Here is a 15,563-nt window from a genome sequence, read left to right as displayed (position 1 = left end):
AACACATGACAGGTTATTTGAAACTGCTGGGCGCCGCGACGGTGTCCGGTCTGCTTGGACTTTCGGTACTGCCCGCCAAAGCACTGACCGCGCAGGAGTGCAGCGCAAAGTATCAGGCCGCGAAATCAGCGGGCACGCTCAACGGTCAGAAGTGGAACGACTTCCGTAAGGCTCAGTGCGGAGCGGCGGCAACTGCCCCGGAGGCAGCCGAGACGCCAGCGCCCAAGACCGCAGCTCCTTCGGCCACGTCAGCCGGCAACGCGGTTTTCCCATCGGCGGTGTCGTCGAAATATGCCAGCGAATCAGCTGGCAAGGGGCGCAGGCACACTTGCCTTGATCAATACAAGGCCAACAAGACCACCAACTCCAATGGCGGGTTGAAATGGATCATGAAGGGCGGCGGCTACTACAGCGAATGTAGCAAGCGGCTCAAGGGCGTCTGATCGATCATGCCAAAATCGCAGGACACGTCCGGCAACCCGACAAGACGCGGGCTGCTGCGGGCCTTCGGCCTGGGAGGTCACGGCAGGTCTGACGCGCGCGCCGACGCTTGCCGAGACCTCTGACGAAGTTCTGACTGAAGCACAAGTGTTGCGCGATCAGGAGATTCCGGCGGCGGGCAACGTGCATGGCGATATCACGATCGTCGAGTATTTCGATTACAACTGCTCCTATTGCCGCAAGCTTGCGCCGGAGCTCGCTCAGGTGGTGCATGACGACGGCAAGGTTCGGCTGATTCTCAAGGATTGGCCGATCCTTGGCCCCGGTTCGGTCTATGCATCGCGTCTGGCGCTGGCGTCCAAGTATCAGGGTAAATTCGTTGTCGCGCACGAAGCTCTGATCAGTACCAGTTCACGTTTGACCGAGCCGCGCATTCGCGAACTGCTGGCGGATGCGAAGATCGATGTCGATCGCGCGGTCAAGGACATGGTCGCCAACGCCGGCGCGATCGACTCCATTCTGAAGCGTAACAGCGATCAGGCGATCGCCTTCGGATTCAACGGAACACCTGCGTTTATTATCGGGAAATTCCGTGTGCCTGGCGTATTGACCACGACGCAGTTCGGTCAAGCCATCGCGGATGCGCGCAAAGCAGCGGCTACGAAGACAAAATGAAAGCCACGATTAGAGCATGATCCCGACCCGAAGGACCGCACCAGCGCAAAGTGAAACCGATTTTCGGATGAGTGATGCTCAATCGAAAGAATGAACAGAGTTTGATTCAACGCAGTTGAATTGGACTCGAGTGTAGCGTCAGTTCGTCGGATCACGTCACATTCGTGGAAGCCTGCGGCGGCCACGGCCGGTCAGGCCGGTAGAACACCGCAATTTTCAGGCTTTCAGCGATGCGTTCGGCCTTTTCCATGAAGGCTGCGCGGATCGGCTCGTCGCACAGTTCACCGCAGGTCTCGTCGAACAGTGCGAGCCATTGGGTGAACAGCTCCGGCCTCATGCCCGGTATCACCATGTGCTTCATCATAGGGTTGCCCTTGTAGCGGCCGGTGGTCAGCATTACCGACGACCAGAACGCGTACATCTTCTCAAGATGATGGGGCCAGTTATCCTTGATCTTGTTCTCGAAAACCGGCCCCAACTCGGAATCGACGCGCACCTTCGTATAAAAAGCGTCGACGAGCTGGCGAATGCCGTCCTCGGTCACGTGATCCATTTTGTCGGACACGAGTGTCATGCGAGAAAAGCCATGACGATGACTCCGGCCACTGTCCAAATCAGTGAATTAACCAACATGCGGACCAGGTGGGAATAATCCCCGGAGTTATTGCGGATTCCGAGAGCGTTGCAGACGACCGTCCCCGGCAACAGGAAAGGCTTTGCGACGGTGTCACTGATCGTGGCGTTCTCGCGCATGAAACGCTCCTTTACAAAAGTCAGCATGTCCATACATGTGCAGTTGCGCAAAAGCAATATCTAAAATATAGCTTTTGCGTGACCGTCGTCACGGGAAAATCTGCATGCGCCTCACCACCTATTCGGACTACGCATTGCGGGTACTGATGTATCTCGCGCTCAGGTCCGATGGGCTGTCGACAATCGCGGAGATTGCCGGGAGCTATAAGATTTCCGAGGCTCATCTGATGAAGGTGGTTCATCAATTGGGGGTAGCGGGATATATCGAAACCGTGCGCGGCCGCGGCGGCGGACTGCGCCTCGCTAAGCCCGCCGAGACGATTGGGCTGGCAGAGGTCATTCGTACGACTGAGCCGGATATGGCGATCGTGTCGTGCTTGAAGCCGCTTAACGCGCCCTGCATGATCAATCCGAGCTGCGTGCTCAAGCGCGCGTTGGAGCGGGCGCAACGGGCTTTCATGGAGGTTCTGGAAGGATATACGCTGGCCGATCTCGCGGCTCCCCGCGCGCGCCTTTCAGGTCTGCTTGGCATCTCTCCAAACGCATCAACGCAATAAAGGTCAGATGGCGGACTGGCGCGGCTTCCGGCAAGACAGCGTCATGAGGCGCACGACGCCGTGAGTGGAGAAGCCTTGCTTAGTGAAGTCTTGGCTTCTTCAGCATTCGGGCACGGTCGGTGGATTTTATCACCACGTCGAAGGTGTCTCCCTCGCGATGGAGCGTCAGCGGCACATCGACGCCGGCGGGACCCAGCGCCCACAATTTGCGATAGAGCTGGGCCGCGTCCGACACCTTTTCTCCCTTCACCGCGAGGATCGCGTCGCCAGCGCGCAGTTCGGCGCGGTCTGCCGGTCCTTTTGGCACGATGCCGACGGCGACCACCCTGTCTTCGATCTCGGCGGTGAATATGCCGAGCCAGGGTCGGGCCGGCTTGTTGACCTGCCCAAACTTCCGCAGGTCGTCGAGAACGGGCTTCAGCAGATCTATTGGCACGTTCATATTGAGATGCTCGTTCCGGCGAGCGTCCTCCCGCTCGAGCTGCAACGAGCCGATCCCGATCAATTCGCCAGCTGCCGAGATCAGGCCGGTGCCGCCCCAATTGGGATGCGCCGGGCGAGTGAAGATGGCTTCGTCGATAAGGTATTCCCAGTAGCCGGCGAATTCCTCCTTTGAGATGACCTGGCCCGCGAGCGAACGGGACCGTCCGCCGACTCCGGCGACCACGACCGGGTCATTGACTTTGGCGGCGGCCGATGAGCCTAGCGGCAGCGGTTCAAGATCGAGATCACCCAGGGCTTGTACCAGGCCGAAGCCGCTTTCCCGATCGACGCCAACCGTGTCCGCCTGCACCACGCGGCCGTCCGCAAGATGCAGCCATACAGATTCCGCCTCGGTGACGACATAGCCAATCGTCAGAACGAGGCCATCGGCGATCACGACGCCATTCCCGGCGCGCTCGGTGCCGAGGGTGTCCGCGGTGAGGGCATCGGGCGGAACAATAGAATGCAGTCCGACGACGGTGGACAGCGCGCGGTCCAGATCGAAGCGGTAGTCCTCCGGACGCGGCTGGGCGGAGCTTGGCACCTTCCATTCGGTCAATGAAGCCATGCGGATTCTCCGTGCGGTGCATATGCGGACAGGCCGTTCGTAGGCATCAGAAGATGTAGCAATGCCTTATGCGAGCAATCAGCTTGTGAGCTAAGCGTTCTCCGTGAAAGCGGCATGGCGACGTTGCGGCTAAGGATCGAGCTCGGTGTCCCAATAGAGATAGTCCAACCAGCTGTCGTGCAGATAGTTCGGTGGAAACAACCTGCCGTTTCGGTGCAACTGATGCACGGTCGGCGCGAACGGTGCCTGACGCGGGAACATCCCGGCCTGTTGTGGCGTCAGGTTGCCCTTCCGCAGATTGCACGGTGAGCAGGCAGCGACAACGTTGTCCCAGGTGGTTTGACCGCCCTTGCTGCGCGGAATGATGTGGTCGAAGGTGAGATCCTCGACAGCTGTGCAATACTGACACATGAACCTGTCGCGCAGGAATACATTAAAGCGGGTGAAGGCGGGGTGGGTCGACGGCTTCACGAAAGACTTCAGCGACACCACGCTCGGAAGCTGCATTTCGAACGAGGGGCTGCGCACCGCGCGGTCGTAGTGTTCAACAATGTTGACGCGATCGAGGAACACCGCCTTGATCGCATCCTGCCACGACCAAAGAGACAGCGGATAGTAACTCAGCGGCCGGAAGTCTGCGTTCAGGACCAGCACCGGCCAGCCGCCCTGCGAGACATGCGCGTTCAATTAGCGCCTCCAGAGCACTTTTCCCGACAAAGTGAAACGCCGGTTTGCCGTGGAAAATGCATCCAATATCTATGACTGAGCGCACTCTGATCGCAAACCGGCGTTTTTGCGGAGCACGCTCCAGTTCCCTGTTCAGCCGCATCGGCTTTGAGGCGGCTTACGATGGCATAGTACAGTCAGCGTGACGGGATTGTGAAGAGCGTAAGCCCGGCTTTTCTGCTGGGCCAGCTCGTCAGCTGGTCTGGACCTCTTCCACTCCCGGCGCGGCAAGAAGCAAAAACCGCCAACCCTTGTTGCGGAATCGCTAGGAGGACAGCTTAGCGAGAGCCTGGCTCAGCTCATGAATTTCGTAGGGTTTTCGAAGAACGTGAAAGTCCAGCTTGCGTCCAGCAAGAGCTTCGCTGTAGCCGGTGGCCAGCAACACCGGCAAGTGCGGATACGTCGCGCGGAGCATCTTGGCCAGACCGAGACCATCTATTTTTCCCGGCATCACGATATCGGTGAAGACCAAATCGATGCCATCACGCTCGATCTCTAACAACGCAGCCTCTGCATTGTTGGAGACTCGCACGCGATAGCCAAGCTGTTCAAGCAGTCCCGCGCTCGCCTCCGCGACATCCGGATTGTCTTCGACGAGCAGGACGGTGCCGCCTCTCGCTCTCGTGCCGCGACGGCTCGACCCGCTTTCCTCTGCGCAAAGCGTGTCGGTGGGCGGAAGATAGAGCGTAACTGTGGTACCATAACCGAGTTCGCTCTCGATGCCGACATGCCCTCCGGCTTGATGAGCGAAACCATGCACCTGTGACAATCCGAGACCCGTTCCTTTTCCGGCGGGTTTCGTTGTAAAGAACGGGTCGAACACCTTTGCAAGGATATCTGTCGGAATACCGTCTCCGGTATCCTCAACTGAGATGGCGACATAGCGTCCTTCGGGCTCGTCCGTTTTGGTTATGTTTCGCGCCTTCACGATGACCTGCCCACCATCGGTCATAGCGTCGCGCGCGTTGATGACCAGGTTGAGCAGCGCCGTCTCGAATTCGGTTGCGTCGATCGTGACCGGCCACGCGTCGTCGAGCGTGTCGATATGCAGGGTGATCGCCTTACCAAGGCCGCTCCGGAGAACGTCGGCGATTGATTGAATGTGTTCAGAGACATCGGTCGGCAAGGGGTTGAGGCTTTGCCGTCGGGAGAACGTCAGGAGTTGCCTGGTGAGCGAGGCCCCGCGTTTGGTTGCTGTCTCGATGGCGTGAACCGCCCGCAGCGCTTTCGGTTCGCTCTCGACAATCTTTTTCAATGTTTGGATGTTGCCGCTGACGATCATCAGCAGATTGTTGAAGTCGTGAGCGACACCGCCCGTGAGCTGGCCGAGCGCATCCATCTTCTGCGATTCTGCGAGTTGCCGCTGCACGCGCTCGAGTTTCTGCTGGGCCTCACGGCGTTCCGTGATATCCCGCGTGACCTTTGCAAAACCGATGAGATTTCCGAAGTCGTCGCGAATGGCGTCAATAACGACGCTGGCCCAGAAAAAGGAACCGTCCTTACGGACTCGCCAACCTTCTTCGTCGTATCGCCCCGTGGAACTGGCAATGTTTAAAGCCCGGGCGGGTCGCCCGGCGGCGCGGTCTGAGTCCGTATAAAAACGCGCGAAGTTCTGGCCGATGATTTCGTCGGGATGATATCCCTTGATACGTTCTGCACCCGCGTTCCAGTTAATGATGGTCCCCTTGGGATCCAGCATGAAGATCGCGTAGTCGATAACCCCTTGAACAAGAATTCGATGCTCGCTGTCGAACAGGCCTTTGTTGTTATTATGTTTTTTTGGCATTTCCCGACGCTTAACTCCACAGCCCGTCGGTATAATCTGCGTTCGGTCGAAAAGTTCCCATCTTGCGCATGAGCGCAGGCCGTCCGCGCTGCCGACGCCAGTCCTGTCTACTTCGGTTCGGGAACGATACCTTCTCTGCGCTTGATAACCTTATAGTATGCCCACCACAAATGCGCTGCAGCGCCGCGCAAGGGTCGCCATGGCTCCGCGAGCGGCGCCATCTGTTTCGGCGTGGGCCGCATCGTCAGCCCGAGGCCGACCTTGATCGCCTCCTGGAGCGCGACGTCGCCGGCGGGCCAGGCATCGCCATGGCCAAGGCAGAACAGCAGGTAAACGTCAGCGGTCCACGGTCCGATGCCGCGATGCCGGACCAGCGTCGCATGGGCGGCGTCGGCATCCTCTTCGGCGAGCACATCCAGGTTGAGCCGGCTCGCCGTGATCTCGCGTGCGAGCAGCTTCAGCGTGGCGATCTTTGCCGCTGACAATCCCAGCCGGCCAAGTCGGTCGGTGCGCGCCGTGCGAATCGCGTCGTGGTGGAACGGCTCGAAGGCGGCGCTGAGTCGTCCCCAGATCGCGCCGGCGCTTGCGGTGGACAATTGCTGGCCGCAGACGATTGCGGCGAGACCTTCGAAGCCAGGCTCGCGCCGGCGCAGGGCAGGAAGGCCGGTGCGCGCGAGGATCGGTTTCAGCCGCGAATCCTGCTTCACCAACGCGCTGACCGCGTCGTCAAGATCGGATTGGGTTTCCAGGCGGACCGTCATTCGTTAGTACTTCAGCGTCACGGTCGGTTATGCAAGCAAAGATCAATGCCGCCACCCGTTCTCCGTTTTGCACCGTCGTCGAACGGTTTTCTGCATCTCGGACACGCCTTTTCGGCGCTCATGAATTTTGAATCCGCCCAGCGGAGGAAAGGTCGCTTTCTGCTGCGGATAGAGGACATTGATGCAACCCGGTGCCGTCCCGAGTTTGAAACGGCGATCTACCAAGACCTCGCCTGGCTTGGCGTTTCATGGGAGATGCCGGTGCGGCGGCAGTCAGAGCACCTTGCCGATTATCGCGCAGCGCTCGACCGCCTCGCTATGCTTGGAGTGCTTTACCCGAGTTTCGAGAGCCGCGCCGAGATTGCAGCGCTCGTCAAAGCTCGCGAAGTAGATGGCGCCTGGCCGCGCGATCCCGATGGCGTACCACTTTATCCGGGTACAGCGAAATCGCTCGCGGCCACTGAGCGCGAACGGCGGCTGCGGTCCGGCGCGCCCTTCGCGTTGCGCCTGGATATGGAGGCGGCGTGCCGGCTCGCAGGCCGTCTCACGTGGATCGAGAGGGGCTCCGGCCCGGACGGGGAGACCGGCGAGGTTCTCGCGCGACCAGAAGTCTGGGGTGATGTCATTCTCGCCCGCAAAGACATTCCGACCAGCTATCATTTGTCGGTTGTGATCGACGATGCGCTCCAGGGGATTACCGACGTGATGCGCGGGCAGGATCTGTTCGGGTCGACCGCCGTGCACCGGCTGCTGCAAAAAATCCTGGACTTGCCTCAGCCGGTTTACAACCACCACGATCTAATCCGCGATAGCGACGGGAAGAAGTTGTCCAAGTCGTCAGAGGCGATCGGGTTGGGGGAGCTACGCACCCGCGGAATGACGCCCCGGGAGGTCCGCAGCTTTGTCGGCCTGCCTTGAAACTGCCGCAACGCGGCTGCGTTGGTTGGCCGTAAAGCATCTTTGCACGACAAATCATCCCCGACGTGACTCGCGCGTTCGAGCCGTGGCATGCTGGCGCGGGGTGGGGAAAGCAAAATCATGGCGCCGACATCGCGCGGGTTGCGCAGGTCGCCGAAGCCTAAAAGGCGACCGGCGAGAAAGCGGGTTTTGAAGAAGTCCTCGAAGCTTGCAAAGACCAGGCGGCCGCCTTCTCAATCCACGTCTGGCGTCGTCGAGGCTGCGCTTGCCGCGTTTGCGCATGAAGTGCGGACACCGCTCACCGGGATTCTCGCCATCAGTGATCTGCTCGCCACCTCCGATCTCGGCGAGCGCGAGCGGCGCTGGGTTGAGACCATCAAGGCCGGCGCTGACCATCTCGCCAGTCTGGCGACGTTGTTCGTCGATGCGGCGCGAAGCCGCCGTTCAGCGCCGGGCGGACGGCAGGATTTCTTCGATCTGCGAGCGCTTGCGCGCAACGCTGGCGATTCGCTGGCCGGCCGCGCAACGGCCAAGGGCCTGCGCTCTGCTGTCGAAATTTCAGACAGGTTGCCGGTGTTCGTGACCGGCGATGCCGTCCGCCTGCGCGCGGCGCTGGAGAATCTCATCGACAATGCGGTCAAGTTTACCGAGCAGGGTGACGTCGTCCTCAAGGTTACGGCGCCGCGGCGGTCAGGAGAACAAATCGGCGTGACCTTCGTGGTATCCGATAGCGGGATCGGCTTGTCTCTCGCCGAAATCCGGCGGCTGTTCCGGCCGTACTCGCAGGCCAATGTCTCTATCGCATCGCGCTTCGGCGGCGCCGGCCTCGGGCTCTCCTCGGTGAAGCAACTGGCGCGCGCGATGGGCGGAGATGTCACGGCGACGCAGCGGCGCGGCGGCGGCACCACGTTCACCTTCACCGTTCTGCTGACGCCAGCCAAGGGACCGGTAGCGATCCAGTCTGGCGACGACCTCGATAGGTCTTCGGATGTTTCGAGCGGACTCCGCGTTCTCAGCGTCGAGGATAATCCGTTCGGGCGCGTCGTGCTCAACACAATTCTCACCGAACTTGGCCATCAGGCCGAGTTCGTCGGACGAGGCGAGGATGCCGTTCAGCGTATCGCGCAAGGAGGATTCGATGCGGTGCTGATGGACATGGTGCTGCCTGGGATCACTGGGATTGAGGCGATCGGACGTATCCGGGCGCTTGATGCGCCCGTGGGGCGCGTTGCCATCATCGGCGTGTCCGGCAGGAGCGACGATGAGGCGGCATCGCGCGCAGCCGGCGGCGACGCGTTTCTGGTCAAGCCTGTTTCTCCTCGGGCTTTAGCGACTGCGCTGCTTGAAGCGAAACACCGCGCGGCAACCTCGACTTGATGATCGCCGCGTTCAGTTCGCCGCCGAAAACGAAGATCGCGGCGATGAAATAGAGAAATACCAGCGCGATGACGACCGATGCGAGGCCCGCATACATTGTGACGTAATTGTTGGCGAAGCGTGCAAGATAAAGGCCGAAGCCGACGCCCGACATCAGTGAGGCCAGCATGGTGAAGATGATGCCGGGGATGATCTGCAGAAAGGATCGCCGACCCGCCGGCAGCCACGCGTGCAGGATCAGCAGCGCGGCAAACATCGCAAGGATGGTAATGCCATAGCGGGCGAGGTTGAGCAGGCTCTCATTCGATTCGACGATCAGCGGGATATGGCGTTTCGCGGCGGCGATGATCAACGGACCGAGCACGATCAGGAACGCCATCGCCAACGTTGTCACCGCGGCAACCAGCGTATATCCGATCGATTCCAGTCGTAGCCAGTACCAGCGGCGCATCTCGATCACCGCATAGGCGCGGTTTAAGGCGACCCGCAGGCTTTCGACGCCGTTCGATGCGAAGTAGACCGCGAGCACGAGACCGACTGTCAGCGCATCGCCGCGCGATGTCGTCAGCACGTCATGGATTTCGCGCGACAACGTATTGGCGACCTGATCCGGCCAAATCTGTAGCATCAGGTCTGCCGCTTGGTCGGCGAGCTCCTTGGATCCGAAGAAGCCTGCCAGGGACGTCAGGACAATCAGGAACGGGAATAGCGCCATCAGCGCCGATAGCGCGATATGGCTTGCGATTGCCCAGCCGTCGTCGGCAAGAAACGTGTAGAAGGCGTCCGTTCCGACCAGACAGAGGTATCGGATTTGTCTCACGTTTCACCCTGACAACGTCGAGGGGCGCCGCCTCGGCGCCGTTTACTATCTGATATCAATACATAAAAGACCAGATTGTTGCGTGGAATTGAATCTCGTTGCCGACAATGGCGCAGCTGCGGTTGCGATGATATGTATGAACCATGACAGTGTTTTTCAGCATGGTATTGGTTCCCGTCGCGGTGGCCTCGGTCGCTACTGTATTGGTGATGGGTCTGGTCAACATGATGCGGGGCGGTAGTCCCAACCTCTCGCAGAAGCTTATGCGAATGCGGGTTGTCCTGCAGTTCGTTGCGATCATCGTCACCATGGTCACGATCTGGATGCTTGGGCAGTGACGGATTGATAGCCTGGCACCGGAGCACCGATGGTCGTTCTCAACCGAATCTACACACGCACAGGTGACGACGGCACGACCGCGCTTGGCACCGGTGAGCGACGCCCTAAATACGATCTCCGTGTCGGCGCCTACGGGACTGTTGACGAGACCAACGCCGCGATCGGCGTGGTCCGGTTGCATCTTTCCGGCGCGCCCGATCTTGATGGGATGTTGGGCCGCATTCAGAATGATCTGTTCGATCTCGGCGCTGACCTTGCGGTGCCTCAGCGCGAGGGCAAAGCCGAGCGGCTTCGCGTGGTGTCCAGCCAGGTCGTGCGTCTGGAGAACGATATCGACAGCCTCAATGCAGGGCTGCCCGATCTGACGTCGTTCGTGCTGCCAGGGGGGACGCCCGCCGCCGCGTATCTCCATTCGGCTCGAACCGTTTGTCGCCGCGCGGAACGCATGATGGTGGAACTCGCCGCGCGGCCCGGTGAGCCGGTCAGCGATGCCGCCGTGAGATACATGAACCGCTTGTCGGATTTTCTATTTGTGGCCAGCCGTTTTATGAACGCCGCGGGCGCGGGCGACGTGCTCTGGGTGCCCGGTCAAAATAGATGATTGCGGCCCGATAGCCTGCCTGCGCCGGGATCATCGAGGACGCGTTTTTTGGCCTTCCCGCGTTGACCACCGGAAACGGGACCTTTAGGTTCCGCGCCGAAGCTCACACTCACGGTTGATCCAACCAACGCTCGGTTCGAAAGAGGTCGATGAAGATTCTGGTGCCGGTCAAGCGGGTCGTCGATTTCAATGTGAAGATCCGCCTCAAGGGCGACGGATCTGGCGTCGAGCTTGCCAACGTCAAGATGTCGATAAATCCCTTCGACGAAATAGCGGTCGAGGAAGCCTTGCGCCTTCAGGAGGCCGGCAAGGCCACCGAAGTCGTATTGGTGTCGATTGGCCCGTCTCAGGCCGCGGACACGATCCGCACCGGCCTCGCCATGGGCGCCGACCGAGGCATCCTTGTCACGTCCGATGAACCTGTCGAACCGCTGGCGGTTGCCAAGATTCTCAGGGCAGTTGTCGAAGAGGAGGGCCCCGGGCTGATCATTCTCGGCAAGCAGGCCATTGACGACGATTCAAATCAGACCGGTCAGATGCTGGCGGGGCTACTTGGATGGGCGCAGGCAACCTTTGCGTCAAAGCTCGAGGTCGATGGGACCTATTTCAATGTGACACGTGAAGTGGATGGCGGGCTGCAGACGGTCAGGCTGAAAAGGCCCGCGATCGTGACGACGGATCTGCGGCTCAACGAGCCGCGCTATGCCAGTCTTCCGAACATTATGAAGGCGAAAAAGAAGCCGATCGTCGTGAGGGCTGCCAACCAATACGGCGTTGATCTCGCGCCGCGCCTCGAAATCCTCAAGACCACCGAACCTCCGGGCCGCAAGGCGGGCGTCAAGGTCAAGGATGTCGCCGAGCTGGTGTCCAAGCTCAGGAACGAAGCCGGGGTAATCTGATGACCACGTTGCTGATCGCCGAACATGACCACGCGTCGCTGAAGGATGTCACGAGCAAGGCACTGACCGCTGCCATTCAGCTCGGCTCGCCGGTCGAGGTGCTTGTCGCGGGTGAGAACGCCAAGGGCGCCGCCGAGAGCGCGGCGAGACTGAAGGGCGTCGCGAAAGTGCTGCTTGCGGACAACCCGGCCTATGGCCACGATCTCGCCGAGCCACTCGCCGCGCTGATCCGCTCCTTGGCGTCTGGTTATGATGCATTGATTGCGCCGGCAACCTCTCGCTTCAAGAACGTGATGCCGCGCGTTGCGGCGTTGCTCGACGTGATGCAGATCTCGGAAATCATCAAGGTGGTCGCGCCCGATACCTTTGAGCGGCCAATCTACGCTGGCAATGCGATTCAGACGGTCAGGTCCAGGGATGCCAAGAAGGTCATCACGGTGCGCACATCGACCTTTGCCGCGGCCGGTGAGGGCGGTAGCGCCCCAGTGGAGACCATCGTCGCGGTGGCTGATCCGGGACTGTCGAGTTTCGTCAGCGAGCGGGTTGCCAGGAATAATCGCCCGGAATTGGCCTCGGCGAGGATCATCGTCTCCGGAGGCCGCGGCATGCGAAGCAGCGCCAACTTCACTAAATATATCGAGCCGCTGGCGGACAAGCTCGGCGCCGGCGTTGGTGCGTCGCGAGCCGCCGTGGACGCGGGCTTCGCGCCAAATGACTGGCAGGTCGGGCAGACGGGCAAGGTGGTGGCGCCGGACCTTTATATCGCCGTCGGCATTTCCGGTGCAATTCAGCATCTGGCCGGAATGAAGGATTCCAAGGTCATCGTGGCGATCAACCAGGACGCGGATGCGCCTATTTTCCAGGTTGCGGATTACGGCCTGGTGGCTGACTTGTATCAGGCGGTTCCTGAACTTACGGAAGAACTGGGAAAGCTAGACCGCTAACGATGATCCGAGGAGTGCTCCCGGAGCAACGGACTTCAGCCGGGGTTTGTGCAAGAATGGAGTGCGCCGCGGTCTGCGCGGTTCAGGACCGGTGAGATGACGAGATGCGGCAATGATTAGAAAAGTCGGCGTGATCGGTTCGGGCCAGATGGGCAACGGCATTGCGCATGTGACCGCTCTTTCGGGGTTCGACGTCGTGCTCAACGATGTTTCCGCCGATCAGCTCAACTCGGCCATGGCGACGATCAACGCGAACCTGTCCCGCCAGGTCTTGAAGAAGATCATTACCGACGACGATCGCGAAAAAGCGCTTTCGCGGATTTCGCAAACCCAAACTTTCGACGGGTTGGCTGATTGCGATCTGGTGATCGAAACCGCCGTCGAGAAGGAGGAAGTGAAGCGGAAGATTTTTCATAATCTGTGCACGGTGCTCAAGCCCGAGGCCATCGTCGCCTCCAACACGTCATCGATCTCGATTACGCGGCTGGCCGCGTCGACCGATCGGCCGGAAAAGTTCATCGGCATTCATTTCATGAATCCGGTGCCGCTGATGGAGTTGGTCGAACTCATCCGGGGCATCGCGACCGGCGATGCGACATTCGATACGGCCAAGGAATTCGTCATTAAGCTCGGCAAGCAGATTGCCGTGTCGGAGGACTTTCCGGCTTTCATTGTTAACCGCATTCTGCTGCCGATGATCAACGAGGCCATCTACACCCTGTATGAAGGCGTGGGTAACGTCGAGGCGATCGATGCCGCCATGCGGCTCGGCGCGCATCACCCGATGGGTCCGCTTGAACTCGCCGACTTCATTGGGCTCGACACCTGCCTGTCTATCATGCAGGTGCTGCACGAAGGACTCGCCGACTCCAAGTATCGGCCCTGTCCGTTGCTGGTGAAATACGTCGAGGCCGGATGGCTCGGGCGCAAGAGCCAGCGCGGCTTCTACGACTATCGCGGTGAAAAGCCGGTTCCCACGCGCTAATCGTTCCGCCAGGATTTGTTAACCACAGTTCGCTAGAGTCTTTCACCCTTTCACGGAAACGGTGAAAGATTCTATGTTTTGATTTGATGCGTTTTCTTCACGCGAACCGGTATCCCGCTCGAAAACGCCTCTAGAACGGACGTGGAGCTGTCCACATGTATGTAGGTTTAGTTGCGGCAGCGGCCGGCATGATGGCGGCCAATACGCAATCGCAGGTCGCGAACCGGGTCATGAAGATGAGCCTCGACGCCCAGGCGCAGGTGCTTCAGTTGCTCGTCCCATCGCAGACCAGCCCGGCAACGAACAACGCGCCGGGCATCGGCGGTCATCTCGACGTTTCAGTTTAGGTCGATTTCGGGCTTTGGTCCTGTGTCGGCGTAATCCAGCCGACACCGACGCCCCCCGGCTGCATCAGGATCGCCAGCCGGCCAACATTTGGAATATCGAAAATCGGCTTCATCAATTGCGCGCCGGCGGCCACCGCCTTCGCGACGCGCGCATCGATGTCATCGACGGCGAGATACGGCATCCAGCCATCGGGAATGCCCTCCAGGCCGGGACGGTTGGTAGGGAAGATGCCGCCGACCGGCTCGCCATTCGCTAGCGCCACCCAGTAGCATTCGCCATCCGGTTGGGTCTGCGCCTCATAGGTCCATCCGACCGTTCGGGCGTAGAATGTCTTGAATCTTTCCGGGTCGCGGGTGACGAATTCAGTCCAGTGAAAGTGACCATGTCCCGTCATTGGATCTTCCTTTGTATCTGTGTCGATCACGCGCTGACGAACACCTCGAAGCCGCCATAGATCATACGTTTGGCATCGAACGGCATCGCCTTCGGATCCATCATGTCGGCGAGGCGCGGGTCCTTCATCACCTTGGTGTTGACCCTGTCGCGATGCTTGCGCGACTTGTAGGTAATCCAGGCAAACACCACAGTTTCGCCCGGCTTCAGCTTCACGCTGCGCGGAAACGACGTCCACTTGCCGACCTTGACGTCCTCCGCCACGCATTCGCGATAGTCCAGCGCGCCGTGCTCGCGCCAGACCTTGGCGGCCTTGCGTGCCATGGTACGGTAGGCATTGAGACGCTTCTTCGGCACCGGAACGATGAATCCATCGACATACTGCATGGAATTCCTTTCGGGTGCGCTCAGGGGAGCCGCAGGTGCGGGGACCCGTCCGTTCGTTGTGATGCTTGACCGGTCAGTAGTGAACCGGGGTCATGGCGCCAACGATGCCTCAATCAGTTTGATCGCGTCGGGGCTGTCCCATTCAGCCGGTCCGGCCATGTTGCCGATTTCGCAACCGTGGCCGTCGATCAGCACCGAGGTAGGCATTCCGACCGCCATGCCAACGCTCTTGAGCGCCTGAAAAACGGACGCTTTGTCGTCATGAAAATTGCCGAGATGAGTCAGGTTGGCTTCTTTCAAAAAAGCCTTCGGTTTGTCGGAGTCGCGGGTGTCGATATTGATGGCGACCACGGCGAATTTATCGCTGCCAAGCTTGCCCTGAAGTCGGTCCAGGGCCGGCATTTCCGTCCTGCAGGGCACACACCAGGTCGCCCATAGGTTCACGAGAACGGTCTTCCCTTGCCAGTCCGAAAGCTTCCTGGGTTGGCCGTCGCCGTCCATAAAGGCCAGGTCCGGCATCTGACGTGGTTTCGATGCCATGGTCAGCGAAGCTACTTCGCCTATGGCCTGCGGGGCGAGCTTTTTGGACAGTTCCACCGCCGTACCGCAGGGTACGAAGGCGTGAGCGGCGGACTTCGCATGCCTGAGGTGCCCGACACCTAAAAGAGTGGCCGTAACCCCTACGACGATAGCGACTGCGACCAACGGGCCTATGGGAAGCTTGCTTTCGGCGCGGTGAGGTGGCGTGGGGGTATCGGTCATATCGTTTGTCATCCTGTATAAGATACGGGTATGCAGGCGT

The 15,563-nt window shown here is 60.0% G+C and carries 20 protein-coding genes and 1 pseudogene; 11 read left to right on the top strand and 10 right to left on the bottom strand.

All coding sequences use genetic code 11. The features are described from left to right. The first annotated feature begins 5 nt into the window (after nucleotides 1-5). Both B2M20_RS15170 and B2M20_RS15165 read left to right on the top strand, forming a co-directional pair. Nucleotides 6-443: a hypothetical protein gene (locus B2M20_RS15170; RefSeq protein ID WP_079447976.1), complete on the top strand. Its 438-nt coding sequence runs from the start codon at nucleotides 6-8 to the stop codon at nucleotides 441-443. A 6-nt stretch (nucleotides 444-449) separates the two neighbouring features. Beyond that, nucleotides 450-1,116: pseudogene (locus B2M20_RS15165) on the top strand (DsbA family protein). A gap of 151 nt (nucleotides 1,117-1,267) precedes the next feature. On the opposite strand, the gene B2M20_RS15160 reads toward B2M20_RS15165, so the two are convergent. After that, a complete protein-coding gene (locus B2M20_RS15160; RefSeq protein ID WP_079447884.1) occupies nucleotides 1,268-1,690 on the bottom strand; it encodes a group III truncated hemoglobin in 423 nt (140 codons plus the stop codon). Further along, on the bottom strand, nucleotides 1,687-1,869 hold the full coding sequence (locus tag B2M20_RS15155; protein WP_158081546.1) for a hypothetical protein: 183 nt from the start codon (nucleotides 1,867-1,869) through the stop codon (nucleotides 1,687-1,689). The genes B2M20_RS15160 and B2M20_RS15155 overlap by 4 nt, the downstream gene beginning before the upstream one ends. Nucleotides 1,870-1,973: 104 nt before the next feature. Between B2M20_RS15155 and B2M20_RS15150 the strand changes: the two genes are divergently transcribed. Beyond that, nucleotides 1,974-2,426, top strand: coding sequence for an RrF2 family transcriptional regulator (locus B2M20_RS15150; RefSeq protein WP_079447882.1), 453 nt, complete (start codon nucleotides 1,974-1,976; stop codon nucleotides 2,424-2,426). Between the two features lie 79 nt (nucleotides 2,427-2,505). Here the strand turns inward: B2M20_RS15150 and B2M20_RS15145 are convergent, their stop codons facing one another. The 4 genes from B2M20_RS15145 to B2M20_RS15130 all read right to left on the bottom strand — a co-directional run bounded on the left by B2M20_RS15145 (nucleotide 2,506) and on the right by B2M20_RS15130 (nucleotide 6,750). Continuing rightward, the gene (locus B2M20_RS15145) at nucleotides 2,506-3,477 is read right to left on the bottom strand and encodes a S1C family serine protease (protein WP_079447881.1); all 972 of its coding nucleotides are present in this window, start codon (nucleotides 3,475-3,477) and stop codon (nucleotides 2,506-2,508) included. Nucleotides 3,478-3,606: 129 nt separating this feature from the next. Beyond that, complete coding sequence (locus B2M20_RS15140; RefSeq protein ID WP_079447880.1) at nucleotides 3,607-4,164, bottom strand: HNH endonuclease; 558 nt, start codon at nucleotides 4,162-4,164, stop codon at nucleotides 3,607-3,609. A 304-nt stretch (nucleotides 4,165-4,468) separates the two neighbouring features. Next, nucleotides 4,469-5,989 carry an ATP-binding protein gene (locus tag B2M20_RS15135; protein WP_079447879.1) on the bottom strand — a complete coding sequence of 507 codons (1,521 nt, stop codon included), beginning with the start codon at nucleotides 5,987-5,989 and terminating at the stop codon, nucleotides 4,469-4,471. 107 nt (nucleotides 5,990-6,096) lie between these two features. After that, nucleotides 6,097-6,750: a DNA-3-methyladenine glycosylase family protein gene (locus tag B2M20_RS15130; protein ID WP_079447878.1), complete on the bottom strand. Its 654-nt coding sequence runs from the start codon at nucleotides 6,748-6,750 to the stop codon at nucleotides 6,097-6,099. Between the two features lie 45 nt (nucleotides 6,751-6,795). Between B2M20_RS15130 and gluQRS the strand changes: the two genes are divergently transcribed. Both gluQRS and B2M20_RS15120 read left to right on the top strand, forming a co-directional pair. Further along, on the top strand, nucleotides 6,796-7,668 hold the full coding sequence (gene gluQRS / locus B2M20_RS15125; RefSeq protein WP_079447877.1) for a tRNA glutamyl-Q(34) synthetase GluQRS: 873 nt from the start codon (nucleotides 6,796-6,798) through the stop codon (nucleotides 7,666-7,668). Between the two features lie 120 nt (nucleotides 7,669-7,788). After that, nucleotides 7,789-9,045 (top strand): ATP-binding protein, encoded by a 1,257-nt coding sequence (locus B2M20_RS15120; protein ID WP_079447975.1) that lies wholly within the window; start codon nucleotides 7,789-7,791, stop codon nucleotides 9,043-9,045. Here the strand turns inward: B2M20_RS15120 and B2M20_RS15115 are convergent. Then, nucleotides 8,972-9,865, bottom strand: coding sequence for a YihY/virulence factor BrkB family protein (locus B2M20_RS15115; protein ID WP_079447876.1), 894 nt, complete (start codon nucleotides 9,863-9,865; stop codon nucleotides 8,972-8,974). The genes B2M20_RS15120 and B2M20_RS15115 overlap by 74 nt on opposite strands. Before the next feature lie 143 nt (nucleotides 9,866-10,008). Between B2M20_RS15115 and B2M20_RS15110 the strand changes: the two genes are divergently transcribed. The 6 genes from B2M20_RS15110 (at nucleotide 10,009) to B2M20_RS15085 (ending at nucleotide 13,980) form a co-directional block, all read left to right on the top strand. Further along, a complete protein-coding gene (locus tag B2M20_RS15110; protein ID WP_079447875.1) occupies nucleotides 10,009-10,203 on the top strand; it encodes a twin transmembrane helix small protein in 195 nt (64 codons plus the stop codon). A gap of 29 nt (nucleotides 10,204-10,232) precedes the next feature. Next, the gene (locus B2M20_RS15105; protein ID WP_079447874.1) at nucleotides 10,233-10,805 is read left to right on the top strand and encodes a cob(I)yrinic acid a,c-diamide adenosyltransferase; all 573 of its coding nucleotides are present in this window, start codon (nucleotides 10,233-10,235) and stop codon (nucleotides 10,803-10,805) included. Between the two features lie 149 nt (nucleotides 10,806-10,954). Further along, nucleotides 10,955-11,704: an electron transfer flavoprotein subunit beta/FixA family protein gene (locus tag B2M20_RS15100; protein ID WP_079447873.1), complete on the top strand. Its 750-nt coding sequence runs from the start codon at nucleotides 10,955-10,957 to the stop codon at nucleotides 11,702-11,704. Further along, complete coding sequence (locus B2M20_RS15095) at nucleotides 11,704-12,648, top strand: electron transfer flavoprotein subunit alpha/FixB family protein (protein WP_079447872.1); 945 nt, start codon at nucleotides 11,704-11,706, stop codon at nucleotides 12,646-12,648. The genes B2M20_RS15100 and B2M20_RS15095 overlap by 1 nt, the downstream gene beginning before the upstream one ends. Nucleotides 12,649-12,760: 112 nt before the next feature. Further along, on the top strand, nucleotides 12,761-13,633 hold the full coding sequence (locus B2M20_RS15090) for a 3-hydroxybutyryl-CoA dehydrogenase (RefSeq protein ID WP_079447871.1): 873 nt from the start codon (nucleotides 12,761-12,763) through the stop codon (nucleotides 13,631-13,633). Nucleotides 13,634-13,788: 155 nt separating this feature from the next. Further along, a complete protein-coding gene (locus B2M20_RS15085; RefSeq protein WP_079447870.1) occupies nucleotides 13,789-13,980 on the top strand; it encodes a YjfB family protein in 192 nt (63 codons plus the stop codon). Here B2M20_RS15085 and B2M20_RS15080 read toward each other — a convergent pair. The 3 genes from B2M20_RS15080 to tlpA form a co-directional block, all read right to left on the bottom strand. Beyond that, on the bottom strand, nucleotides 13,977-14,375 hold the full coding sequence (locus tag B2M20_RS15080) for a VOC family protein (protein ID WP_079447974.1): 399 nt from the start codon (nucleotides 14,373-14,375) through the stop codon (nucleotides 13,977-13,979). The genes B2M20_RS15085 and B2M20_RS15080 overlap by 4 nt on opposite strands. A 26-nt stretch (nucleotides 14,376-14,401) precedes the next feature. Beyond that, nucleotides 14,402-14,761 (bottom strand): DUF1428 domain-containing protein, encoded by a 360-nt coding sequence (locus tag B2M20_RS15075; protein WP_079447869.1) that lies wholly within the window; start codon nucleotides 14,759-14,761, stop codon nucleotides 14,402-14,404. A 90-nt stretch (nucleotides 14,762-14,851) separates the two neighbouring features. After that, the gene (gene tlpA / locus B2M20_RS15070) at nucleotides 14,852-15,523 is read right to left on the bottom strand and encodes a thiol:disulfide interchange protein TlpA (protein WP_244553543.1); all 672 of its coding nucleotides are present in this window, start codon (nucleotides 15,521-15,523) and stop codon (nucleotides 14,852-14,854) included. Nucleotides 15,524-15,563 lie beyond the last annotated feature (40 nt).

The organism is Nitrobacter vulgaris (assembly GCF_002028545.1).
In the GTDB taxonomy this organism is placed as follows: Bacteria; Pseudomonadota; Alphaproteobacteria; order Rhizobiales; family Xanthobacteraceae; genus Nitrobacter; species Nitrobacter vulgaris.
Note: the sequence above shows the minus strand (reverse complement) of the source record. Positions and strands in the feature narration are given on the sequence as shown.